This window comes from Dehalococcoidia bacterium (genome assembly GCA_035574915.1).
Classification (GTDB): domain Bacteria; phylum Chloroflexota; class Dehalococcoidia; order DSTF01; family WHTK01; genus DATLYJ01.
Genome location: DATLYJ010000080.1, coordinates 1 through 21537, shown reverse-complemented (window position 1 = coordinate 21537; position 21537 = coordinate 1). Strand labels below are relative to the sequence as shown.

General features: G+C 69.1%; 23 protein-coding genes. 16 read left to right on the top strand and 7 right to left on the bottom strand.

Annotated features, from left to right (window positions below; all coding sequences use genetic code 11):
• Positions 1-67 precede the first annotated feature (67 nt).
• From VNN10_07715 to VNN10_07705, 3 genes are read right to left on the bottom strand one after another with little or no spacing between them, the layout of a single operon-like run.
• Positions 68-1195: a glycosyltransferase family 1 protein gene (locus VNN10_07715; protein ID HXH21902.1), complete on the bottom strand. Its 1128-nt coding sequence runs from the start codon at positions 1193-1195 to the stop codon at positions 68-70.
• Positions 1196-1202: 7 nt separating this feature from the next.
• Positions 1203-3125 carry a hypothetical protein gene (locus VNN10_07710; GenBank protein ID HXH21901.1) on the bottom strand — a complete coding sequence of 641 codons (1923 nt, stop codon included), beginning with the start codon at positions 3123-3125 and terminating at the stop codon, positions 1203-1205.
• A complete protein-coding gene (locus VNN10_07705) occupies positions 3122-4216 on the bottom strand; it encodes a glycosyltransferase family 4 protein (GenBank protein HXH21900.1) in 1095 nt (364 codons plus the stop codon). The genes VNN10_07710 and VNN10_07705 overlap by 4 nt, the downstream gene beginning before the upstream one ends.
• 276 nt (positions 4217-4492) lie before the next feature.
• On the opposite strand from VNN10_07705, the gene VNN10_07700 reads away from it, so the two are divergent.
• The 7 genes from VNN10_07700 (at position 4493) to cysS (VNN10_07670) (ending at position 10954) form a co-directional block, all read left to right on the top strand.
• Positions 4493-5512 carry a GDP-mannose 4,6-dehydratase gene (locus VNN10_07700; GenBank protein ID HXH21899.1) on the top strand — a complete coding sequence of 340 codons (1020 nt, stop codon included), beginning with the start codon at positions 4493-4495 and terminating at the stop codon, positions 5510-5512.
• A 91-nt stretch (positions 5513-5603) separates the two neighbouring features.
• Positions 5604-6797: a cysteine--tRNA ligase gene (gene cysS, locus VNN10_07695; protein ID HXH21898.1), complete on the top strand. Its 1194-nt coding sequence runs from the start codon at positions 5604-5606 to the stop codon at positions 6795-6797.
• A 30-nt stretch (positions 6798-6827) separates the two neighbouring features.
• Positions 6828-7493 (top strand): 2-C-methyl-D-erythritol 4-phosphate cytidylyltransferase, encoded by a 666-nt coding sequence (gene ispD / locus VNN10_07690; protein ID HXH21897.1) that lies wholly within the window; start codon positions 6828-6830, stop codon positions 7491-7493.
• A gap of 2 nt (positions 7494-7495) precedes the next feature.
• Positions 7496-7972: a 2-C-methyl-D-erythritol 2,4-cyclodiphosphate synthase gene (gene ispF / locus VNN10_07685; GenBank protein ID HXH21896.1), complete on the top strand. Its 477-nt coding sequence runs from the start codon at positions 7496-7498 to the stop codon at positions 7970-7972.
• Between the two features lie 256 nt (positions 7973-8228).
• A complete protein-coding gene (gene cysE / locus VNN10_07680; GenBank protein ID HXH21895.1) occupies positions 8229-8894 on the top strand; it encodes a serine O-acetyltransferase in 666 nt (221 codons plus the stop codon).
• Positions 8895-9074: 180 nt separating this feature from the next.
• Positions 9075-9488 carry a phosphoribosyl-AMP cyclohydrolase gene (locus VNN10_07675; GenBank protein HXH21894.1) on the top strand — a complete coding sequence of 138 codons (414 nt, stop codon included), beginning with the start codon at positions 9075-9077 and terminating at the stop codon, positions 9486-9488.
• Between the two features lie 92 nt (positions 9489-9580).
• Complete coding sequence (gene cysS, locus VNN10_07670) at positions 9581-10954, top strand: cysteine--tRNA ligase (GenBank protein ID HXH21893.1); 1374 nt, start codon at positions 9581-9583, stop codon at positions 10952-10954.
• 9 nt (positions 10955-10963) lie between these two features.
• On the opposite strand, the gene VNN10_07665 is transcribed toward cysS (VNN10_07670), so the two are convergent.
• Complete coding sequence (locus tag VNN10_07665) at positions 10964-11392, bottom strand: hypothetical protein (protein ID HXH21892.1); 429 nt, start codon at positions 11390-11392, stop codon at positions 10964-10966.
• Between the two features lie 69 nt (positions 11393-11461).
• Here VNN10_07665 and VNN10_07660 point away from each other — a divergent pair, with 69 nt between their 5' ends.
• The 3 genes from VNN10_07660 (at position 11462) to VNN10_07650 (ending at position 14022) form a co-directional block, all read left to right on the top strand.
• Positions 11462-12355: an XdhC family protein gene (locus VNN10_07660; GenBank protein ID HXH21891.1), complete on the top strand. Its 894-nt coding sequence runs from the start codon at positions 11462-11464 to the stop codon at positions 12353-12355.
• A 184-nt stretch (positions 12356-12539) separates the two neighbouring features.
• Positions 12540-13022, top strand: a complete 483-nt coding sequence (locus tag VNN10_07655) for a MaoC family dehydratase N-terminal domain-containing protein (protein ID HXH21890.1) — start codon at positions 12540-12542, stop codon at positions 13020-13022.
• 28 nt (positions 13023-13050) lie between these two features.
• A complete protein-coding gene (locus VNN10_07650) occupies positions 13051-14022 on the top strand; it encodes a nitronate monooxygenase (GenBank protein ID HXH21889.1) in 972 nt (323 codons plus the stop codon).
• A gap of 13 nt (positions 14023-14035) precedes the next feature.
• Here the strand turns inward: VNN10_07650 and VNN10_07645 are convergent, their stop codons facing one another.
• The gene (locus VNN10_07645) at positions 14036-14671 is read right to left on the bottom strand and encodes a redox-sensing transcriptional repressor Rex (GenBank protein ID HXH21888.1); all 636 of its coding nucleotides are present in this window, start codon (positions 14669-14671) and stop codon (positions 14036-14038) included.
• Positions 14672-14869: 198 nt separating this feature from the next.
• Between VNN10_07645 and VNN10_07640 the strand changes: the two genes are divergently transcribed.
• The 4 genes from VNN10_07640 to aroA are packed head-to-tail and all read left to right on the top strand — an operon-like array spanning position 14870 to position 18462.
• Complete coding sequence (locus VNN10_07640) at positions 14870-15592, top strand: site-2 protease family protein (GenBank protein HXH21887.1); 723 nt, start codon at positions 14870-14872, stop codon at positions 15590-15592.
• Positions 15579-16088: a hypothetical protein gene (locus VNN10_07635; protein HXH21886.1), complete on the top strand. Its 510-nt coding sequence runs from the start codon at positions 15579-15581 to the stop codon at positions 16086-16088. Before VNN10_07640 ends, VNN10_07635 begins: the two co-directional genes overlap by 14 nt.
• 21 nt (positions 16089-16109) lie before the next feature.
• Positions 16110-17141, top strand: coding sequence for a prephenate dehydrogenase/arogenate dehydrogenase family protein (locus tag VNN10_07630; GenBank protein HXH21885.1), 1032 nt, complete (start codon positions 16110-16112; stop codon positions 17139-17141).
• Between the two features lie 19 nt (positions 17142-17160).
• Positions 17161-18462, top strand: coding sequence for a 3-phosphoshikimate 1-carboxyvinyltransferase (gene aroA / locus VNN10_07625; protein HXH21884.1), 1302 nt, complete (start codon positions 17161-17163; stop codon positions 18460-18462).
• On the opposite strand, the gene VNN10_07620 is transcribed toward aroA, so the two are convergent.
• The gene (locus tag VNN10_07620) at positions 18459-18878 is read right to left on the bottom strand and encodes a hypothetical protein (GenBank protein HXH21883.1); all 420 of its coding nucleotides are present in this window, start codon (positions 18876-18878) and stop codon (positions 18459-18461) included. The genes aroA and VNN10_07620 overlap by 4 nt on opposite strands.
• Positions 18879-19128: 250 nt before the next feature.
• Here VNN10_07620 and VNN10_07615 point away from each other — a divergent pair, with 250 nt between their 5' ends.
• Together VNN10_07615 and VNN10_07610 are read left to right on the top strand one after the other, a co-directional pair.
• The gene (locus VNN10_07615) at positions 19129-19545 is read left to right on the top strand and encodes a hypothetical protein (protein ID HXH21882.1); all 417 of its coding nucleotides are present in this window, start codon (positions 19129-19131) and stop codon (positions 19543-19545) included.
• An 84-nt stretch (positions 19546-19629) separates the two neighbouring features.
• Positions 19630-20073 carry a hypothetical protein gene (locus tag VNN10_07610; protein HXH21881.1) on the top strand — a complete coding sequence of 148 codons (444 nt, stop codon included), beginning with the start codon at positions 19630-19632 and terminating at the stop codon, positions 20071-20073.
• Here VNN10_07610 and VNN10_07605 read toward each other — a convergent pair.
• On the bottom strand, positions 20074-21537 hold a 1464-nt coding region (locus VNN10_07605; GenBank protein ID HXH21880.1), incomplete at its 5' end, for an SbcC/MukB-like Walker B domain-containing protein.

Sequence of the window (21537 nt, the reverse complement as noted above, 5' to 3'; positions counted from 1 at the left end):
CGGTCCATCCGCCGGGCGCGGACCACAGCCTCCCGGCGGTGTCGTCGTAGTGGCTCGTGCAAGCTTCTCAGGCCGCTCGGGAGGCTGCCCGGGAGGCCGCGACGTGCTCGTAGACCTCCATCGTCCTCTCGGCGCAGCGCCGCCAGGAGAACAGGCGGGCCCGCTTGAGCCCGCGCTCGATCATCGCCCCGCGCTCCGACTCGCTCGCGAGGACTGCCCTCATGGCCTCGGCAATCCCGTCGATGGACCGAGGGTCCACGAGGAGGGCGGCGTCGCCGACGACCTCCGGCAGGCTGGACACGTTCGAGGTGATCACGGGGCAACCGCATTGCATGGCCTCCAGGGGGGGCAGGCCAAAGCCTTCGTACAGAGACGGGTAAACGAGCGCGGTGGCCATCGTGTAGAGGGCGGCCAGGTCCTGCTCCTCAACGCGGCCGAGCAGCCGCACCCGCGCGCCGACTCCTTCGGCGGCGGCGACTGCCTCAAGGTCAGCGTCTCCCCAGCCGCGAGGTCCGGCGAGGAGCAGCTCGGCGTCAGGGTGGGCCGCGGCCGCCCGAGCGAAGGCCTTCACCGTGCGCTCGAGGTTCTTTCTCGGTTCGATTGTGCCGACGTAGAGGAAGTAGCGCGCTGGAAGCTTCAGACGGTAGCGGACATCAGCGAGTCTGGCCGGGTCTGATACGCGCTGAAGGTGATCGTCTGCGGCGAGCGGCGTTGCGGTGACCTTGCCCTCTGGCAGGCGTAACAACTCAATCAGGTCGTGGCGCGTGTGCTGCGAGATCGTGAGGATGTGGTCGGCCCGCCGCACCAGCACCGGGAACAGCAGTTTGTGTGCCAGGCGGTTTTTGAGGCGGTGCGTGCGCATAGTTATGGCCGTCGTGTCCGCGACGGTCATGATGCGGCCGTATGATGCCGGCGCAAGGAACGGCGGGAAGTGATAGGTGTCGTGCACTATGTCGAGGCTCAAGGGGCGGACCTGGGGGTAGAAAACGAGTTGTTTGCCAGCCAGGGGGACCCTGGTGTCAAAGAGCCGCCTGTGGGGCTTACCTTCGAAGAAGGAGTCGCGGCCGGGGGAGAAGTGCAGCAGGGTGATGTCGGCGCCGCCAAGGGCGAGTAACTCCGCCGAAAGCCGCATGGCGTAGCGCCGCAGCCCGGGGCTGCCTCTCTCGATGCTGTCCGTGAGTAGGCCGACCTTCATCGCGAGGTCACCTGGCCAGCCAGACCGCGACGGTGAGAGCGCCGCTGTTGTCCTGTGTAAACGCGTCGCCGACGTAGAGACGCACCGGGGCTCCTCCACCTTGAACCTTGCGGCAGTAGACGTGCGCGGCAGAACGCTGACTCGCCATACGGGTGTCGTCTAGCCACAGGTCGACCGCGTCGGACCTGGCGCCGGCGGCGTTGTACGCGAACTCGCCAGAGGCGACGAGGTAATAGGACAAACCCTGGCGCAGGACGGGCGTTACCACTCCGGCAGGGTCGTTGGCGCGCACCGAGAGCCGAGTAACAAGCCGGCTGCCCTCACCTTCGACAGACACGACCTCGGCGAAGAGCCGCTCGTCGCTCTCGCGGCAGAGGGCGAGGCCGCTCGCCGCAAGGGTGTCCATGTACCCCGAGTACAGGGGGTTATTGACCAGCGAGTCCGGCCTATCGACCACGTACACAGAGCGGCCCGAGCCAAGCTCGCCGGCGACGATCGGGGCAAGGGCGGAGGTTTCGGGAAGCAAGCGTGGGATGAGCAGGCGCTGGGTGACGATGATTGCGCTGGTGTCGATGTCGCCCAGGAACAGGGCGTCCGGATGCTTTAGCGAGAACTCGTGGACTGCCAGGTGGCGCTTCGCGGTGCCCTGGGCGGCGGGGATGCCAGCAGCGTTGGTGTATGCCTCATTAAGTCCAACCGAGGCGGCGACCAGCGCTACTCCCAGCATGAGCGCACTCGGTAGCGGCCCCAGGTCCAGGCGCCTCAGCGCCAGCGCGAGGCCGCCGAAGCCAAGGACGATGCCGGCGCCATAGACGGGCAGCAGGTACCGAGGCGGGCTCGAGACCAGGAGAGCCTCTTCCGTTGCGTGCAGGCCGGACCTGCCCAGGTGGAGCACGACGAGGAAGAGGGCGAGGCCGAGGAGCATCACGTCGCCAGCGAACGGCCTCCTGTGCACGGGCAGGAGCACAAGGCCCGCTACGAATAGCGCGCTCGCCGGGGCCGAGACATCCCAGAGGAAGAAGCGGGCTAGCTTCACAAAGTCGGCAAGGTGAAAGGCGGCGAAGTTGCGGGCGATGCCGGAGGCGCTGCCCTGCCAGGCGCTGCCGTAAGGGCTCTGTAAGGGGTCGCCGGTGAAGGCGTAGTTTGCCGCGAAGATGCTGGCGACGCCAGCCGCCGCGAAGGCGGCTCCAAGGCCGCTCCCCGCGAAAATTGAGCGCGAAAGCCGGCCGGCGCGCCAGGCAATGGCCAGGCGGACGAGGATCAGGCAGATGACGAGCCCCGCCGCCGGGGCGTAGTCAGGCCGGGTGGCCGCTGCGGCTCCGGCCAGCAGGCCGGCCAACACCCCAGCGGCGGGGTGGCCGTCGCGCGCGTAGGAGTCCAGGGCTACGGCAGCCCAGAGAACGAGAGCCGTTGCGATCAGGTTCTCGAACGCCACGCCGGAGGACGCGAGATAGTAGGGCGCGGCGAAGTAGAGGGCCGTGCCCGCTCCGAGGCCCGCGACGGCGCTTCCCGTGCGGCGGGCCACCAGCGCACAGGCACCCAAGGCGCCCACAATCCCGAAGGCAGGGGTCACCCATAGCCAGGCGGAGTCTGAAATGAGGAAGGTGGGAGCGTAGATGAGGTATCCGAGGACGCCGCCGCGGGGCACGTAGCGGCCGTCGACATAGCCGCGGTCCTCCGAACCGTAAGCCGGGTGCAGTCCCTCACCGTCGATGGTCAGATCGCCGGTGTGCGCGAGGTGGCGAGCGATCATCAGGTGCTCCTGCTCGAAAGGGTGCAGGAGCCAGGGAGCCCGGAAGAAGAAGAACTGGTCCGGGAAGGCCCGCGCCGCCAGCAAGGCGGCCAAAGACAGGACTACCAGGGCGGCTGACTGGAGCAGGGCTATACGAAGAGCCTGCCGCAGGCCGGGCCAGGCGGGGACTACGGTCATGATGGCTGCGACTCCAGGGACTGGTAGGCCGCGAGGTACATGGCCGCGACCTGTGGCCAGGAGTAGGTCTGCGCCAGGCGCGCGATGGCCGCCGCCGGGATGGCCTTCGGCGCCTGCAGCGCCCCCAGGATGCCCTCGGCAAGGGCACGGTTGTCGCCATAGGGCACGCGGCGCGCCCAGCCAGCGTCCGGCACAACGTCTGCCAGGCCCTCGACGTCGGAAGCGACGACCTGCGCGCCGCAGGCCAGCGCTTCCAGCGCCGTGAGGCCGAAGCCCTCGAAGACCGAGGGGACGACCACGACGGAAACACGGTTGTACCAGGAGATGAGTCCATCCTCCGATTGGCGGCCTAGGAACCTCACCGACGCCTCCAGGCAGTGTTGGGCGACGAAGCGGCGCGCCCAGGGTTCGAGCGGCCCCGAGCCAACGACGAAGAGCCGCGCCTGCGGCCGGCGGCGCGCGACCTCCACCCAGGACTCGAGGAGGAACCGGAAGCCCTTACGGGCGTCCAGGCGGCCAACGAACAGCGCCCAGTCCGGGGCGCGCTCCAAACCGAGAGGCCGAAAGCGGGAGGCGTCAAAGCCGCTCGGGATGACTGTAACTTTCGCGGCGTCTACGCCCAGTTCGGCGATCACGGACCGGGCCGTCGAGGGCGTGTCGGCCGCGACAGCCGCGGCGGCCGCGTAGCCGCGCGCCTCGACCTGAGCCAGAGCCTTCTTCCAGGCCTGGCCGGGAACGAGGCGGGCCTGCTGGGCGTAGGTATGGTGGGCCGTGTAGAGCAAGGGCGCTGGAGGCTTGACGAGCAGGAGGACGCCGCCAGGGCCACCGTTGAGGTGCAGGAGGTCGCAGGGGTTGGCGTGCAGCCAGCGACTCAGCACGACGTTGGCATGAATGGAAAAGCCGATACCTCTGGCCAGCATCGCTGCTGGCGTCCCGGCGCAGGTGTGGCCTGCAAGCGCGTTGGGACGCGAGGAGAGCACTTTCACGTCCGCGCCCAGGCGGCGCAGGTGCCACCAGAGCTCGTAGGTGTGGCGGCCCTGGCCGCCGATGGGAGGGAAGAAGTCATAGGTGACGATCCCGACGCGGGGCAAGCGCGCGGGGCTCGCGGCCGGCGGCGGAGCAATGGTCAGGGCTACGATGGCGCCGGCTCCTTCCGATTCGGGTCAGGGTCAGTGAATTGTCGGCACTGAGGGCCGCGCGCTTGAGCGCCTGCTCTTCCCGGGTGTCGATTTTCGCCGGTGCCCTCCTGAGGACGGCCACGACCTCCCAGCAGGGCAAGCAGAACGAGATTGGGAATGCCCCCTATGACACCGCAGGCTCAGGGCGCCGATAACTCCACAGGATTTCCTGTCAGGGAGGATGACTTCATGGGTGTACTCGAGAGCGGCCGGGCCAGGAAGCGGGCTCTGATCACGGGCATTACGGGCTTCGTGGGCAGCCACATGGCGGAACTCCTGCTGGACGAAGGGTTGGAGGTGCACGGCATCTGCCGGCACCGGTCGAGCACCGAGCACATCGACGGTATCAAGAGCCGTCTCCACCTCCACGAAGGCGACCTGATGGATGCCTACTCCATGAGCCGCACGGTCGCCGAGGTGCAGCCGGACTACGTCTTCCACCTCGCGGCGCAGTCCTTCGTCCCTGCCTCCTGGGCTTCACCGACCGCGACGATGGAGGCGAACCTGACCGGCTCCGTGCATCTGTTCGAGGCGATACGGCAGAGCGGGTGCGATCCCGTCATCCAGATAGCCGGCTCGTCCGAAGAATACGGGCTGGTCGACCGGAACTCGCTGCCGATCACCGAGGAGACGCCGCTACGGCCGCTGTCACCGTATGCCGTGTCCAAGGTTGCGATGGACTTCCTGGGCTACCAGTACTATCAGAGCTATGGCTTGCGCATCATCCGGACCCGCGCCTTCAACCACGAAGGCCCGCGGCGCGGCGAGTCCTTCGTAACGTCTAATTTCGCGAAGCAGGTGGCCGAGATCGAGGCGGGCAGCCGAGCGCCTGTCATCCACGTGGGGAACCTAGAGGCGGAGCGCGACTACACTGACGTGCGCGACGTGGTACGCGCCTACTGGGTCGCGGTCAACGCGGCGACACCAGGGGAGGTCTACAACATCTGTTCCGGCAAGGCCTACCGGATCCGCAGCGTCCTGGACATGCTGCTGGAGATGTCGCATGTGCGCGTGGAGGTGCGGGTGGACCCTTCGCGGCTGCGCCCATCCGACGTGCCGGTCCTCCTTGGCGATTGCTCCCGGTTCAGGGCGGAGACCGGGTGGAAGCCGCGCATCCCGTTCGAAAAGACGATGGCGGACTTGCTGCAGTACTGGCGCCAGAAGCTTGACCGGGGCGTGGAGCCCGTGGTGGAGCGCCTGGCAGCGTAAACGTATCGCGGCCGGCGCCCGGGCGTCCTGCAGGGCGCCGCCGGCCCCGGGTGGGCATCTGCTTGCGGATCGGCCCTGTTAAGATTTTCGGGTGCCGCTCCTGCCGCCGCCCCGGGTCTACAACTCGCTCAGCCGCCGAATCGAACGGATCCCAGCTGACCCGCTGATCGGGCTCTACGTCTGCGGCATCACGCCGTACGACGCCATGCACCTGGGGCACGCCTTCACGTACACGTTCTTCGACGTGCTGGTGCGCTACCTGCGCTTCCTGGGGCACGAGGTCAAGTACGTCCAGAACATCACGGACATCGACGACGACATCCTGCGGAAGGCGGGCGAGGTCGGGCGGGATTGGAGGGAGCTGGGCGACAGCGAGGTCGCGAAGTTCCGGGACGTGAGCCGGCGGCTGAATAATCTGCCGCCCGACGTGAACCCAAGGGCGACGGAGCACATCGAGGACATGTGCCGGATTAACGCCCGTCTCCAGGAACTCGGCCTTGCCTACGAGAGCGGCGGCAGCCTGTACTTCGAGGTTGGGCGCGCGCCCGAGTTCGGCCGGCTGTTCCCGGCGCCGTACGAGGAGAAGCTGCGGGTCGCAAACCAGAACGGTAATCGCCCGGACGACCCGCGCAAGCGCGACCCCCTGGACTTCGTGCTCTGGCAGGGGTGGCAGGAAGGCGAGCCCTGGTGGGAGTCCCCCTGGGGCCGCGGCCGTCCGGGCTGGCACATCGAGTGCTCGGCGATGGGTATGGCGCACCTGGGGGAGAGCTTTACCCTGCACGGCGGCGGCCGCGACCTGCTCTTCCCTCACCACGATTGCGAGATCCTGCAGTCCGAGTCATACAGCGGAAAGCCGTTCGTGAAGCACTGGATTCACACGGGAATGGTCCGCCTGGACGGCGAGAAGATGAGCAAGTCCCTGGGCAACATGGTCTTCGCGGGAGACCTGCTGGACCGCTTCCCCGCGGACGCCGTCCGCCTCTATCTGCTGGCGCGCGATTACCGTTCGGACTGGGACTACGATGAGGCGTCCCTCGGACGCTGGGTTGGGGCGGCGGAGGCGCTGGCGGCGGAACTAGCGGATGTCGAGGCGGCGACGCCCCAGGGGACCATCGAGGCCGCCGGACACGGCGACTCCTCCCTGCTGGGGGCCCTGGACTCCGGCTTCGACCTCGAGGCCGCCGTCACGAGGCTGCTGGAGCTGGCGGCATCGGGTAGCGCGAGGAACGCGGGCGCCGCAAAGAGGCTCGCAACGGACGTCTTTGGCCTGACCCTGGGGCGCTAGGCCCTGCCGGTTGCCCTATGCTCATAGGCGATGGTAACCGGGGCCGTCATCGTCGCCGCGGGCAGGTCCACGCGCATGGGCGGGGCCGACAAGCTCCTCATGCCGGTTGCAGGCCGGGCGGTTGTCGCACACGCGGTCCGGCCTTTCCTCGTACACGACGCGATTGCCGCGGTGACGGTCGTGGTGTCGCGGGCAAACCAGGAGGCCGTCGCAGCGGCTGTCGGCAAGCACGAGAAGTTGAAGTTCGTGCTGGGGGGCGAGCGCCGGCGCGACTCCGTGCGCGCTGGCCTCTTGACGCTGAGGGGCTGCGACTATGTCGTCGTGCACGATGGGGCGCGGCCGCTGGTCACGGCGGGGCTCATCGATGCGGCGCTGGAGGGAGCGCGCGAGTGCGGCGCGGCCCTGTGCGCGGTGCCGGTCAGGGACACGGTGAAGCGCGGTGACGCGAGCGGCCACGTGCACAGCACCATCTCGCGCGAAGGGCTGTGGTTGGCACAAACGCCGCAGGCCTTCCGCCTGGAGCTGCTGCTGCGAGCGCACGATGTCGTCGAAGGCGACGTTACGGACGACGCGGCGATGATCGAGCACCTGGGTGCGCCGGTGAAGCTGGTGGAGGGCTCGGTGCGCAACATCAAGGTCACGACGCCGGAAGACGTGGCCCTGGTCGAGGCGTTGCTGACGGCAGGGAGGACTTGAGGATGCGCATCGGCCAGGGCTTCGACGCGCACGCCTTCGGGGAGGGGCGCCGCCTGGTGCTTGGCGGCGTGACCTTCGAGGGCGAGACGGGCCTCGCGGGCCACTCCGACGGCGACGTGGTCACGCATGCCGTAATCGACGCGCTCCTCGGGGCGGCGGCCCTGGGCGACATCGGGCACCACTTCCCGAGCTCCGATGAGCGCTGGCGGGACGCGGACAGCATCGGGATGTTGAAGAGGGTGAGGGCCATGGTGGCGCAGGCGGGCTACGGCGTGGCGAACTTGGACGTGACGGTGGTCGCGGCGCGGCCGCGGCTGGCGGAGCGCGTCTGGGAGATGCGCACCGCGCTTGCGGAGGCGCTGGATGTCGAGACAGGGCGCGTCAGCGTGAAGGCTACGACGACGGACGGGCTGGGGGCGCTTGGCCGCGGCGAAGGCATCGCCGCGATGGCGGCTGTCCTGCTGGAGCCGGCAGAGTAGCCCTCACGGGTTGTGCTGACCTCGGAGGACTCCGGGGGACCGGGCTCGTGCTGGCCGGGACAGGCTGACGGGCTTCCGGCATGCGGGCAGGCGCCGGGCCGAAAAGCGCGAGTCCCGTTATGTTACACTCTGAGCCGATGAAGCTCTGCCTGCGCGAATGCCTCTGTCGATAGGGGTGCGGTCCTTCCACGGAAGGAACGGCAGCACCCCGGGCGCGTCCTTCGGCGAAGGACAGTGATAGAGACAGGAGGCAGGCATGTCTGTTCTCAAGAGCATCCTCAGAGATATCAAGTCGGCGCAGGAGAAGGACCCGGCGGCGCGCAGCGCGCTAGAAGTGGTGCTTGCCTATCCGGGCTTCCACGCTCGGCAGCTGCACCGCCTGGCGCATACTCTACATAACGCGGGCGTGCCGGTCCTACCGCGCGTCATCTCGCACTTCAGCCGCTGGTTCACGGGGATCGAGATCCATCCCGGCGCGAAGATCGGCGAGGGTCTGTTCATCGACCACGGCATGGGTGTCGTGATCGGCGAGACCGCAGTCATCGGCGATGACTGTCACCTGATGCAGGGCGTCACGCTCGGGGGCACCAGCAACCGGCGAGAGAAACGCCACCCCACGCTGGGCAACCACGTGACCGTGGGCGCGGGCGCGGCGGTGATCGGCGCGATAACGATCGGCGACCACGCCCGCATCGGTGCCGGCTCGGTGGTGGTCACCAACGTGCCGGAGTACGCGACGGTGGTAGGCGTGCCGGGCAAGGTGGTCGCCTACTACGACTCGGGCAACGACACGGTCGTGCGCCTGCCCGACCCGGAGTGGGACCGCATCGAGGACTTGAGCCGCCGGGTGGAGGAGCTGCAAGCCAAGGTCTCGGATCTTGAGCAGGCCCTTCGCGACGAGCGCGTGCGCTCCGGGGCGTGAGGCCGCCTATCCGGCCGATCGGGCTGGCCGCCTGCGGGAGGTCCCGTCTCCACGTCTTCGGCATGCCGCGGGTTAGGCTCGTGCGGGCAGACCCAGCGGCAGCGGGCGCAGGAAGCCGCCTGACGGCAGCGAGCGGCAGCGCAGCAAGGACTGGCCGGACAACAAACGAAGGCAGCACACATGACGACTAATGAACTCGAAGAAGGGACTGCTCTAGCGCTGGACTTCACCAAGCTGGCACGCCTCCCGGCGGGAGCGGACGTCATCCCCTGCGCCGTGCAGGACGCCGACACGGGCGAGGTCATCCTCATCGCCTATGTCAACCAGCAGGCCCTGGATGCTTCCATCGAGAGCCGGTCGGCGGTCTTCTGGAGTACTTCGAGGAACGAACTCTGGGAGAAGGGCAAGTCTTCGGGGGAGACCTTCGAGCTGGTGGAAATCCGGGTGAACTGCGAGCAGAACTCGCTGCTGTACCGGGTCCGCCCGCGGCGCGGCGGCATATGTCACACGAAGAATGCGGCCGGGGCGCCTCGCAACTGCTTCTACCGCCGCCTCGACTTCGAGACGATGACCCTGGAGAATCTGGATCCGTGAGGAAGCGGGAAGAGGCAGACGCGAACCAGGCCGCAGCCTGCCGCCCCGCTGCTTGGCCCGCGCTCCGGGCGTTCCTTTCCTGAGGGCTTCACATGCGATTACACAACACGCTCAGCGGCAAGGTGGAGGAGTTCGCTCCCATGGGCGACGAGCTCCTGATGTACGTCTGCGGCATCACGCCGTACTCGGAGAGCCACCTGGGCCATGCGATGAGCTACATCATCTTCGACACGTTGCGCCGCTACTGCGAGTTCAAGGGTTGGCGGGTAAAGCACGTCCAGAACTACACGGACATCGATGACAAGCTGATTTTGCGCGCGGAACGCGAAGGCGGCACCGTTGGGGACATCGCGAGGCGCTACATCGAGCAGTTCGAGTCTTACATGGAAGCGCTCAACGTCCTGAGGGCGCACGTCTACCCCCGGGCCACGGAAGAGATCCCGGGCATCATCGAGATGATCGAGGGCCTGATCGAGAAGGGCTTTGCCTACATCGGCCCGCCCAAGGGCGCCAACGAGGCCAGCGACGTTTACTTTCGGGTGGAGAAGAAGGCGGACTACGGCAAGCTCTCGAAGCGCAGCCTGGAGTCGATGATGGCGGGCGCGCGCATCGAACCCCTTGAGGGCAAGGAAAACCCCATGGACTTCACGTTGTGGAAGGCGTCCAAGCCGGGCGAGCCGGCGTGGGACAGTCCCTGGGGGCCCGGCCGCCCCGGCTGGCACATCGAGTGCTCGGCGATGTCGTACCGGCATCTGGGACCGCAGATCGACCTGCACGGCGGCGGCTTCGACCTGCTCTTCCCTCACCACGAGAACGAGGTCGCGCAGACGGAGGCTTACACCGGGAAGGTCCCGTTCTCGCGCTTCTGGGTGCACCACGGCCTGCTCCAGTTGGGCGAGGAGAAGATGAGCAAGTCCACGGGCAAGCTGGTGACGATCGGCGAGGGCCTGGAGCGCTTCGGCGCCGACGCCATCCGCATCTTCGTCTTGAGCAGCTCCTATCGCTCGCCGCTGACTTACTCCGAAGAGGCAGTGGAGGCGGCAAAGAGCGCGGCCGCGCGGCTCAGGACGGCGCTGGAAGCAGCGGAGACGGGCACGACGTCCCCGGTCGAGCCGGCGCCGTACCGCGACCGGTTCGTCGCGGCCATGGAAGACGACCTCAACACCGCTGGCGCGCTCGCGGCGCTATTCGACCTGGCGCGGGAGATCAACCGCGCCCGCGACGCCGGCCGGGGCATCCGGGAGGCGCAGTCGCAGCTCAGGGAGCTGTCGTCGGTCCTGGGCCTGAAGCTGGAACGCGAGGGCCCGGCCGAGGCGGCGCCGTTCATCGAGCTGCTGATCACGATCAGGCGCGAGCTGCGCGAGGCGAAGCAGTACGGGCTCGCCGATCGCATCCGCAACGGCCTCGGCGAACTGGGCATCGTGCTCGAGGACGGCCCCCATGGGACGACGTGGAAGGCGCGCTAGGCCGGGAGCCTAGGGTGCGCTCGTCGGGTTCGGCGGAGGCGTGGGAAGCTGAGACCCGCCGTCGGGAAGTTCTACCGGCTGCGGCGTCGGGGAAGGGGTCGGAGTCGGCGTGGGAGTGTGTGTGGGTGTCACCGTCCGTGTCGGAGTGTCCGTGGCCGTCGGTGACGGCGGCGGTGTAGTGGGCTCGGGCGTCGGCGGCCGCGGCGTCGAAGTCGGTACCGGCGTCTCGGTAGGCTCGGGAGTCGGCGGGGGTGGCGCCTCCACGGGGAGCTGTCCCGGCGACGACGGGAGCACTCCGCTGAGCTCCGCGGGGTCGAGGCCGGCGAGCACCGATGGCTCCCTGGGGCCGAAGAAGGCGTAGGCGAGCGCGCCGGCGGCGAGCAACACCGCGGCGACGATGAATATGGTTCCTACGAGTCTCCGCAGCATGTCCATCACCAGGCCCGGCCCGATCCTACTGGATCGCCCCTCCGCTGGCCCCGCTCTCGGGGCCCCTACAATGAACCGATGAGGCTGACGGTCCTCTTAGCCTGGGCGACCAGCGCGGTCCTCACGTTCGCCTGCAGCCGCGCGACGCCGGACGCTTCCGCGCCAGGAGACCGCCCAGCGGTGGACGGCCCGCAGCCGACGGCGACCGCGGAACCGACCCAGACGGGGCGTCCGCTCATTCGGTCGAGCCTCACCGGGACGTGCCGGCTGACGCCAACCGGCGCCGAGATCCGGGTCGAATACTCCGCCACTGCCACCGGTTCCACGCTGCTGACGCGGGTGCGGCTGCTGGAGGACGGACGCCAGGTCGAGGACTCCGGCGAGATCGAGCAGCGCCAGTACCGGCGGAGCGCCGTGTACCGAGTCGACGTAGGGGAGCAGCGCACCTATCGGCTCGCGACGGAGACGCCATCGGGCCCGGGCTCGAACGTCCAGACCACGGTGCGCTGCGGCACGACGGCATCGCCGACCCCGGCGCCGAGGGCGCAGGCGGGACAGGGGGTAGGGCGCGCCGCGCTCAAGGCCCGGGCCGGAGGGCACGGAGGGGGACCACTTCCGCTCCTGCGCCGTGCGTCTGGCCCTATGCGCTATGATCGAAGCATGCAGGACGAAGTTCTGACCGAGATCGAGAGGGCCCTGAACGAGGGCCGGCCGCTGGTCATCGCCACGGTCGCGTCGGCGCGCGGCTCCACGCCGCGCAAGCCTGGGGCGAAGATGGCGGTGCGGGCCGACGGCAGCTTCTGCGGCACGATTGGCGGCGGCTGCGGCGAGGCCGAGGTCTGGCAGGAAGCCATGAACGTGCACGAGACTGGCCGGCCCAAGCTGGTGCTGGTCGATCTCACGGAGTCGCCGGAGGGCGAGGACAAGATCTGCGGCGGCGTGATGGAAGTCTTCGTCGAGAAGCTGCTCTAGGCGCTCGCGCCGCTGCACCGCCAACCGCACCAGGTCTACCGCGCGCCCGCGCGGGCGGCGGGCCTTCCGGGCTTAGCTACTGCGTCCTGACCTCACCAACACCGCTCCGTATTGTCTCCACGGCCTGCCTGCCGTAACCTGACGCCACCCCGCGGAAGCCGTCAGCGAAGCGACCGGAGGCCACATGACCACCGAACAGCAGTCCCACATCACCGACGAGATGCGCGCCAGCATCGGCCGCGAGGGCCCGCCCACCATCCGCGAGGTCTCGCGCACGGGCATCCGCATGTTCGCGCGGGCCGTCGGGCACACGGACCCGATCTTCTACGACGTCGAGGAGGCGCAGAAGCGCGGCTACCGCGACCTTGTGGCGCCGCCCGGCTACCTCGGTACGCCGGTCTTCAACCCGAGGGTAGCGGGCGAGCAGGCGGCGCCACGGCGCCGCCCGGGCGGGATGACACGCGGCCTCAACGCCGGGAACGAGTACGAGTACTTCGACGTCATCTGCGCCGGCGACGTCCTCGAGTCGCGCAGCCGTACCGTCGACATCCAGGAACGCACCGGCAGCATCGGCCCGATGATCATCACGACGACGGAGACGGTATTCACCCGCCTCAGCGACGGCAAAGTGGTCGCCAAGGGGCGCGGCACCGGTATCAGCTACTGACCAGGCTGGCTCAGGCAGCGGGCGGGCCGTGCTGAAGACACGGTTCAGCGAGCGCTTCGGCCTGCGCTATCCACTGGTGTCCGCGCCGATGGCGAACCACAGCGGCGGCGCCCTCGCCGCTGCGGTCTCGAACGCCGGGGGCCTGGGGACCTTCGGCGGCATCAACCGCGAAGGGCCCGAGTGGGTCCGGGCGCAGGCGCGCCTCGCGCGGTCGCGTACCAGCGCTGACTTCGGCGTCGGTTTCATCTCGGCGTTCCTGCGGGAGGAGACGTTCCGGGTGTGCCTGGAGGAGGACGTGCCTGTCTTGATCTTCTCCTTCGGCGACCCCTCGGAGTGGGTGAGGCGGGCACAGGCGGCGGGAAGGCGCGTGTTGCTGCAGGTCCAGACTCTGGAGGGCGTGCGCCAGGCGGTCGACCTGGGCGCGGACGCGATCGTGGTGCAGGGCAACGAGGCGGGCGGCCACAGCGGCTACATGATGACGCTGCCGCTGCTGTCGATGGCGCTGGACATGGCGGGCGAGGCGGCAGTGCTGGCAGCGGGCGGCATCGGCAGCCCGAGGGCCCTTGCCGCGGTCCTGGCAGCCGGCGCGGAGGGAGCAATGGCCGGCACGCCGTTCCTGGCCACGCCGGAGTGCCTGGAAGTGCCGGACTTCTACAAGGAGCTGGTCGTCAGGAGTGACGGCCAGGACACCGTGCATACGCAGGTCTATGACATCCTGAGCGGCGCCCCGTGGCCTCCCGGCATAGGCGAGAGGGTCCGGCGTAACGCCTTCACGCGCGAGTGGGAGGGCCGCGAGCAGGAGGTCCGGGAGCGGCGGGAGGAGATACGGCAGCGGTTGCTCGAAGGCGAACGGCGGGCAGACCCTGAAGTCCGCGCCGTGCTCTACGGCCAGTCTGCCGGGATGGTCCCGGCCGTGCGACCGGCCGCCGAGGTGGTGGAGTGGATGTGCGAGGGCGCCGAGCGCTTACTGGCGAAGCGGGCCAGGGAGCTCCTCGGATAGGCCAGTCGAGACCTTACTTGGCGGGGACGCCGGCCTTCAGGTAGAAGGTCATGCTCTGCAGGGCAAGCACGGGGTCGATGTTCTTGATCTGCACGGACTCGGGGACGTGCATCGCCACGGGGGCGTAGTTCAGGATCGAACGGACGCCGCCATTGACCAGCGTTTCGATGATCGTGGCGGCAGCGGCGGCAGGCGTCGCTACGATGCCAATGTCCACGTGGCGGCGTTTGAGGTACTCGGGCAACTCGGCCACATCGCGCACGGTGAGGCCGCCGACCCTGGTGCCGATGATGGCGGGGTCTGCGTCGAAGGCGTCGACGATGATGAAGCCCTGGGGTTGGAAGCCGTCGTACGAGAGGATGGCCATGCCGAGGTGGCCGACGCCGACCAGGACCATGGACCACTGGCGGTCCAGCCCGAGGATCTGGCGCAATTCCTGGGCAAGGCGGCGGACGTTGTAGCCGCGGCCCTGCTTGCCGAAGCGCCCGAAGTAGCTGAGGTCCTTGCGGATCTGGGCGGGGGTCACGCCCAGCATAGTCCCCAGTTCCTGGGAGCTGACCACATCACGGCCTTGTTCTTCGAGAGAGGTCAGCGCCCTGGCGTAGACGGGCAGCCGGTCGATTACGACGGCGGGGATGTCTATTGGCACATTCTTCCCAAGTCTGCGAAGCTTGGCACAACTCTAGGTACAGTCCCCGTAAGGGTCAAGGGAAGCCGATACGACAAACTGAACGATGGATTCACTTGGTCGAGAACGCGCCTATGCACCGCCTCTATCCGCAAAGTTGGGCCGCGCCCTGATGGAGAGGGCTGAGTGCTATAGTGAATTCGATTTGAGGCGCTGCCCTTGCTCGTAACCTACTCCGACCTCCTAAGCGAGGGCCTTCTCCTCTTCCTGACCTTCTTCGGCGCCGTGCTCGTCGCGCTGGTGGCGGGCATATCCTTCCACGAATGCTGTCACGCGGTGGTGGCCGACCGGCTGGGCGACCGGACGCCGCGGGCCATGGGGCGCATCTCGCTGAACCCCTTGCGCCACCTGGAGCCAGTCGGCACCTTCTTCATGCTGCTGGTGGGGTTTGGCTGGGGCAAGCCCGTGATGGTGAACCCGAACCGCCTGCGTAACGGCCCGGAGGCGGGCCGGGCCATGGTGGCGGCCGCCGGCCCGCTATCGAACCTGCTGCTGGCGGCAGTCGCGTCGATCCCGATAAACCTTGACCTGGCGCCGTGGCGCAGCCCCTTCCTAATCGTGCGCACCAGCGGCTGGGAAACTGCCGACTACGCGGGACTGTTCCTGACTTCGCTGGTCATCTTCAACGTCATCCTGGCCGTCTTCAACCTCCTGCCAATTGCGCCGCTGGACGGCTTCGCGGTGGCCGTCGGCCTGCTGCCGAGGGACCTCGGGCGCTCGCTGGCCCGACTCGAGCCGTACGGGCCGGCGATCCTGATGCTGCTCCTCATCCTGCCCTTCGTCTCTCGAGGCCAGGTGAGCGTCCTGCACGAGGTCATGTCTCCGCTCATCAACGGCCTCACGGAGCTCTTCTCGGGGGGCGATGCGCGTGCTCTTGGCTAGGACCGCCTACCGCGCGCGGCAATTTCTCCTCGCCCTCTTCCCCAGGTTCGAGGAGCATCACGGAGATCTCGTGCGCAGCGTCCTCAACGAGGGCGAGCTGGCGCTGTTCGAGTCGATGGAGGTGCGCGACCAGCGTCACGGCATCCGCGTGATGGAGCACCTGCTGCGCGACCACCACGCCGACCGCGACCTCCTGGCGGCGGGCCTCCTGCACGACTGCGGCAAGGGCCGCGTGCCGCTATGGCTTCGCGTGGCCTACGTGGCCGCACCGTGGCTGGTGAGGTTGCTGGCGCGTGGCGCCGAACCCTCGGGCGCGCCTCGAGCTCGCGCGGCCGCTGCCGCGGCCTACCGGCTGGTGCATCACGCCAGCCTCGGGGCGGCGCTGGCAGCCAGGGCGGGGTCGAGCGAGGCGACGGTACGTTACATAAGCGGTAGTGTGCCCGAACACGAGCACGATAAAATAGCTGTGCTTCGCGCCGCGGACGACCGGTCCTAGGCGGGGGAAGGCGAGGGAGCAATGGGCAAGGTCGGCATCATTGGGCTCGGGCTGATCGGAGGCTCGATAGGGCTGGCGCTCCGGAACGCCGGGCTGCGCGACACGACAGTACTGGGCTTCGACCGCGACCGCGAGGTCGAAGGGCGGGCGCTCAAGTACGGCGCCGTGGACGCGCTGGCGCGGTCGCTCGAGCAGCTCGCGGCCGAGTCGGCGATAATCGTGATCGCCACGCCGATAATCGCCGTCGAGAAGGTCATGCGGGAGATCGCGCCGCACTTGCAGAAGGGCGCGGTCGTCACTGACACGGCGAGCACGAAGGGCGCGGTCATGCGCTGGGCGCGAGAGATACTGCCGCCCGGAGTGCACTTCGTGGGCGGCCACCCGATGGCGGGCAAGGAGCAGTCCGGACCGCAGGCCGCGGAGCCGGGCCTCTTCCGGGACCGCCCTTATGTGATCGTCCCGGCCGTGGACGCCGGTCCTGGCGCCGTAAACGCTGTCATCGGGCTGGCCGAGACGCTGGGCGCGCGGCCCATGTTCCTCGACGCCGATGAGCACGACGCCTACGCCGCTGCCATCAGCCACGTGCCGCTGGTGGCCTCCGTAGCGCTCTTCGGCCTCGCCCGAGGCTCGACAGCCTGGCCGGAGCTGGCCGGCATGGCCGGGCCGGCCTTCAAGGACCTGACGCGCCTGGCTTCGGGAGAGCCGGAGATGGCGCATGACATCTGCCTCACCAACAAGCAGAACATCAGCCACTGGATCGACCGCTACATCGACGAGCTGCTGCGGCTGAAGGACCTGATCGCGGGCGAAGACGACGAGGCCCTGTTCCGCGCCCTGGCGGAGGCGCAGCTTGAGCGCGAGAACTTCCTGGTAAGCCCGCCCGAGCGCGAGAGGCCCGGCCTCCCGGACGACCTGCCGTCGCCGAGCCAGTCGTTCATGAACCTGCTTGCCGGCAGCATGTGGGCGGAACGAGCGCGCGAGCTGACCAAGTCGCTCGAGACGCGCGAGCGAGAGCGGGAGCGGGCCGAGCGCCTGCGGCGCCGCCGCGAGTAGCCGGACAGGACCGCAGCCAGTGGAGGTCGTCGTCTCGCCCGCGCGCCGCATCCGCGGGGTCATCAACGTCCCGGGCGACAAGTCGATCTCGCACCGCGCCGCCATTTTCAACTCGATCGCGGACGGCACGGCGGAAATACGCAACTTCCTGCAGGGTGAAGACTGCCTCTCCACCGTGGAGTGCATGCGCGCGCTCGGGGCCGAGCTGCTGCTGGACGAAGCCGGCACGCTACGGGTGAAGGGGGTGGGGCTGCGTGGGCTGCGAGAGCCGGCTAACGTGCTCGATTCCGGCAATTCCGGGACCACGATGCGCCTGCTCGCGGGCCTGCTGGCGGGCCAGCCATTCTTCTCCGTGCTCACGGGCGATGAGTCGCTGCGCCGCCGTCCGATGGGGCGCGTCCTGGAGCCACTGCGAGCGATGGGCGCGACCTGCCTCGCCCGCGACCGAGACTACGCGCCGATCGCCATCCTCGGCGGCGGACTGTTCGGCTGCACCTATCGCACGCCGGTGGCAAGCGCGCAGGTGAAGTCTTCCCTGATCCTCGCCGCGCTCTATGCGGACTCTGCCAGCACGATCATCGAGCCAATGACTTCGCGCGACCACACCGAGCGCATGCTGCGGGCCATGGGCGCGCACGTCATGGCCGACGGCACCACGATCCATGTGAGCCCGGCCGAGAGCCTGAACCCGGTTGACCTGCGAGTCCCGGGAGACATCAGCGCGGCGGCGTTCTGGATGGTGCTTGCCGCAGCCCACCGAGACGCGGAGATCACGCTGCCGGCCGTCGGCGTCAACCCGACCCGGACCGGCGTGATCGACGCGCTCAGGTCCATGGGCGCGGCGGTGGAAGTGACGGAGGAGCGCGTCTGGGGCGGCGAGCCGGTCGCGGACATTCGAGTGCGGAGCAGCCCGCTCACTGGCGTCGAGCTCTCGGGGCCGACCGTGCTCAGCGCCATGGACGAAGTGCCCGTGCTGGCGGTGGCTGCGGCGCTCGCCAACGGGCGGACGGTCATCCGCGACGCGGAGGAGTTGCGCGTCAAGGAGTCCGACCGCATAGCGACCGTCATCGAGGGGCTGCGACGCATGGGGGTGGAGGCCGAAGAGCGGCCGGACGGCATGGTGATCGAGGGCCGGGGCCGGCTTTCCGGCGCCCTGCTGGAGAGCGAAGGCGACCACCGCCTGGCGATGGCCTGGGCGGTGGCCGGCCTGACGGCTCAGGGGGAGACTACGGTCGCCGGCGCGGAGGCAGTGGAGATCTCCTATCCCTCGTTCTGGCGGGACCTCGGCCTGCTGGGCGGGGAAGCGCGGGCGGCCCCTTAGCGCCTGAGGATGCCCCAGCGGCGCGGCTCGCCGGGCGAGGACGGCGCCGGCTCCTGGGGGGATACGGGCCGCCGGCCCGCCTCGCCGGCATCGACCCGACGCTGCAGGCTGTCGAGGCGGTCCCTGAGCTCGCGGAAGCGGGCGTCGCTGTCCGGAGGGACGGCGCGCGGCGCCCGGCGTCCCGGCAGCGACTGGGCCGCGAGCAGCGCGAGACCGAGGATGATGGCGCCCGCGGCGATGAGCGTCGCGAGAATGCGGTCGGAGCCGCTGACAGTGATGTCGAAGGCGAAGTCAAGATAACGGTTGCTGATGTCGACGGCGCGCGCGGGCTCCCACATCAGATAGAGGACGCCTGCCGAGGCGGCAATCCAGAGCAGCGCGATCAGGGCGGCGAATGCCCGGTTGAAGGCGTTCATGATTGCCTCCTTTCTCCGGACGAACTGTAAGTCAGGCGCCATAACGTCGCGGTTAGCGCGCCGGTCTCGCCGTTACAGCGGCCTCTACCTTTCGGGCACGGCATGGGGTCTAAATGCGAGGAGCCCTGGCTGTGATTCGGGCGCCGGCCGCCGGGTCCTACGCTGGCCTCGTCCCGTGTAGAGCCCGCCGCGACCCGACCCGAGCGGCGGCGACGACCGGCGGGCTCCGCGGGTTACCTGGGAGGGCCGGATGGCCGCAATCTCGCCTTCGATGCGCCGCAGACGCTCGCTTACCTCCGGGCGCCGTCCGCGCCTGACGCGCGTCCCGCTGCCGGGCTTCCGGGCGCACTTGTTCATGCTCGGGGTTGCGTTCGGGGCCGTGGAAGGGCTGCTCGGCCTCCGTCTCTGGGCCCAGTTCTCGGGGAATGACGTTACGGCGCCCCTTCTCGGCGCGCTGTACGACCTCAGCTCGGCCTTCATAGACCCGTTCCGAGACGCGGAAACGACGGCGCCGGTGCGCGACCATGGCCTGCTCGAGCTGGCCACCCTCCTGGCGCTGGAGGTGTACTTCGTCGCGGGCTTGCTCCTGGTCGTCGCGCTGGTGCTTCTGCGCATGGCGCGCCGTACCCTGCTGCGGCGCAGCGTGGCGGGGTCTTCCCCCAATTAGCGCACAGCCTTGTTATGGCGCGGCGACCGTTGTGGTGCGCGCTGTAACGGCGCTGCTCCTATCTTTGGTGCCGGAGAGGCAGCGGTGACGACGGAGAGCGCGCGGCGAGAGATGAACGGTACGGCGGATGGCCCGGCGCTCACGGACGCACCGGGCTGGCGGCGCTGGGGCGGCGGACGGGAGGGCCCGGACTGGTTCCGGATTGCGGCGGCCTGGACTGTCGTAGCGCTTGTCTTCATCGAGGCCGTCCTGGCATTCAGGCTGGGCTTCCTCCTGGCGGCGGCGAACACGGCGAACGGCTTCGTCGCCCTGGTCTACGACATTTCCGCACCTCTAGCGGCCCCGTTCGAAGGAATCCTCGCGGCCAGCAAGGTCGGGTCCTCGGGCGCATTCGAGCCGTCGATCCTGGTGGCCATGCTGGCGTACCTCGCCGCGGCCGGCCTCTGGCTGACGCTGGTCTGGGCCGGGCTGACGACGCGCGAGGAAGCGACGCGCTTCGCCTCCGCCTCCGCCCGGGCCGGCCGCTAGTCAGACACCGACCAGGGTCACGCGGCTCCCGTCGGGCGACTTCGACACCTCGATCCGGCACTCGATCCGCCGCGCCAGCTCGGGCACGTGCGTGATAATGCCGACCAGCCGCTCCTCCGACCTCAACCCTTCGAGCGCCTCGATGACTTCGCCGAGGGACTCAGGGTCGAGCGTGCCGAAGCCTTCGTCCAGGAAGAGGCTGTCAAGCGAGGTCGAGGCGGCGCTGCGCAGCTCCGGGATGCTCTCGGAGAGGGCGAGGGCGAGCGCCAGCGAGGCGACGAAGGTCTCGCCGCCGCTGAGGGTCTTCGCGGCGCGCACCTGGTCCGCCTGCCAGTGGTCGATGACCACGAACTCGTCCTTCTCCACGCCGAGCGCGAAGCGGGGGTGGATCTGGGCCAGGTGCCGCGTCGCGGCCCGGGCAAGTTCGGCCATCGCCGCCTCGAGGACGAAGGCCTGGAACTGGTCGGCACGGAGGAGCAGGCCCAGCTCCCTGAGCAGGATCTGCTTGCCGGTGAGCTCTTCCTGCTCCTCGCGCAGCTTTGCTGCCCTTTCGATGCCTTCTTCGAGGCGGCGCTCCTGGCCCTCGAGGGAGGCGAGGAGGCCGGTGAGCGACTCGATCTCCGCATTGGTGCCGCGCAGCTGAGCCGAGATCTGTTCGACGGGCGATTGCTTTGCCCGGATGAGGTCGGAGACCTGGCGCCAGTCCCATTCGGAGGCGAGGCGGGTGAGGCGCGCCTTGGCGGTGTCCGCTTCCTCCCCGGCTTGCTCGGCTTCCGCCCTCAGGGTCTCCGCCCGAGCGCGCAGTCCGGCAAGGCCTTGCTCGCTGGTGGCGACTCGCGGGGCAAGGTCGTCGATCTCGCGCCGGAGGTCTGACTCGAGGTCAGATAGCCGGCGGTGCTCTTCAGCCTTCGCTGTCTCGGCCTTCAGCGCTGCTTCGATGTCGCGTTCGTTTGGCTTGACCCCGGCGGGGAGCGAGGCTTCGAGGTCCCGGCGCGCGGACGCGAGGTCGGCCTGGAGCCGCCGCACGTCCGCGGCCGCGGCCTCGCGGCGGGCCTGCTCCGCCGCGAGGTCCGCCTGGGCCTGGCTGTCGGCCTCCCGCGCGCGGGCCTCGGCGTCGCGGGCCGCCTTGAGGCGCCCTTCTGCTTCGGCAACATGCGCCTGTACGGGAGGCAGGTCCTTGCCGACGACGCCGCCGCAGACCGGGCAGGGGTCGCCGGGCTTCAGGCCGGCGCGGACGTGGCCAGCGGCGTCGAGGCGCCGCGCCGCGTCGAGCGCCTCTTGCGCGGCAGAGACTTCCTCGGCCGCCGCCTGCAGGGACCGGGCCGCCGCCTCGCGCCGCGCGGCCGCGGCCTGCTCCCTCGAGTCGTCGGCCGCCGCCTTCTCCGCCTCCTGGAGGGCGCCTTCGAGCGCTGCCTGCGCCTTCATGAGCTGGCGGGAGCGCTCGAGGGCGAGGTGGCGAGCGTG

Excerpts from the sequence above, each read along its gene's own strand:
- VNN10_07715 (HXH21902.1), bottom strand. The coding sequence starts at position 1,195 with ATGAAGGTCGGCCTACTCACGGACAGCATCGAGAGAGGCAGCCCCGGG.
- VNN10_07710 (HXH21901.1), bottom strand. The coding sequence starts at position 3,125 with ATGACCGTAGTCCCCGCCTGGCCCGGCCTGCGGCAGGCTCTTCGTATA.
- VNN10_07700 (HXH21899.1), top strand. The coding sequence starts at position 4,493 with ATGGGTGTACTCGAGAGCGGCCGGGCCAGGAAGCGGGCTCTGATCACG.
- ispD (HXH21897.1), top strand. The coding sequence starts at position 6,828 with ATGGTAACCGGGGCCGTCATCGTCGCCGCGGGCAGGTCCACGCGCATG.
- ispF (HXH21896.1), top strand. The coding sequence starts at position 7,496 with ATGCGCATCGGCCAGGGCTTCGACGCGCACGCCTTCGGGGAGGGGCGC.
- cysE (HXH21895.1), top strand. The coding sequence starts at position 8,229 with ATGTCTGTTCTCAAGAGCATCCTCAGAGATATCAAGTCGGCGCAGGAG.
- VNN10_07675 (HXH21894.1), top strand. The coding sequence starts at position 9,075 with ATGACGACTAATGAACTCGAAGAAGGGACTGCTCTAGCGCTGGACTTC.
- cysS (HXH21893.1), top strand. The coding sequence starts at position 9,581 with ATGCGATTACACAACACGCTCAGCGGCAAGGTGGAGGAGTTCGCTCCC.
- VNN10_07660 (HXH21891.1), top strand. The coding sequence starts at position 11,462 with ATGAGGCTGACGGTCCTCTTAGCCTGGGCGACCAGCGCGGTCCTCACG.
- VNN10_07655 (HXH21890.1), top strand. The coding sequence starts at position 12,540 with ATGACCACCGAACAGCAGTCCCACATCACCGACGAGATGCGCGCCAGC.
- VNN10_07630 (HXH21885.1), top strand. The coding sequence starts at position 16,110 with ATGGGCAAGGTCGGCATCATTGGGCTCGGGCTGATCGGAGGCTCGATA.
- VNN10_07620 (HXH21883.1), bottom strand. The coding sequence starts at position 18,878 with ATGAACGCCTTCAACCGGGCATTCGCCGCCCTGATCGCGCTGCTCTGG.
- VNN10_07615 (HXH21882.1), top strand. The coding sequence starts at position 19,129 with ATGGCCGCAATCTCGCCTTCGATGCGCCGCAGACGCTCGCTTACCTCC.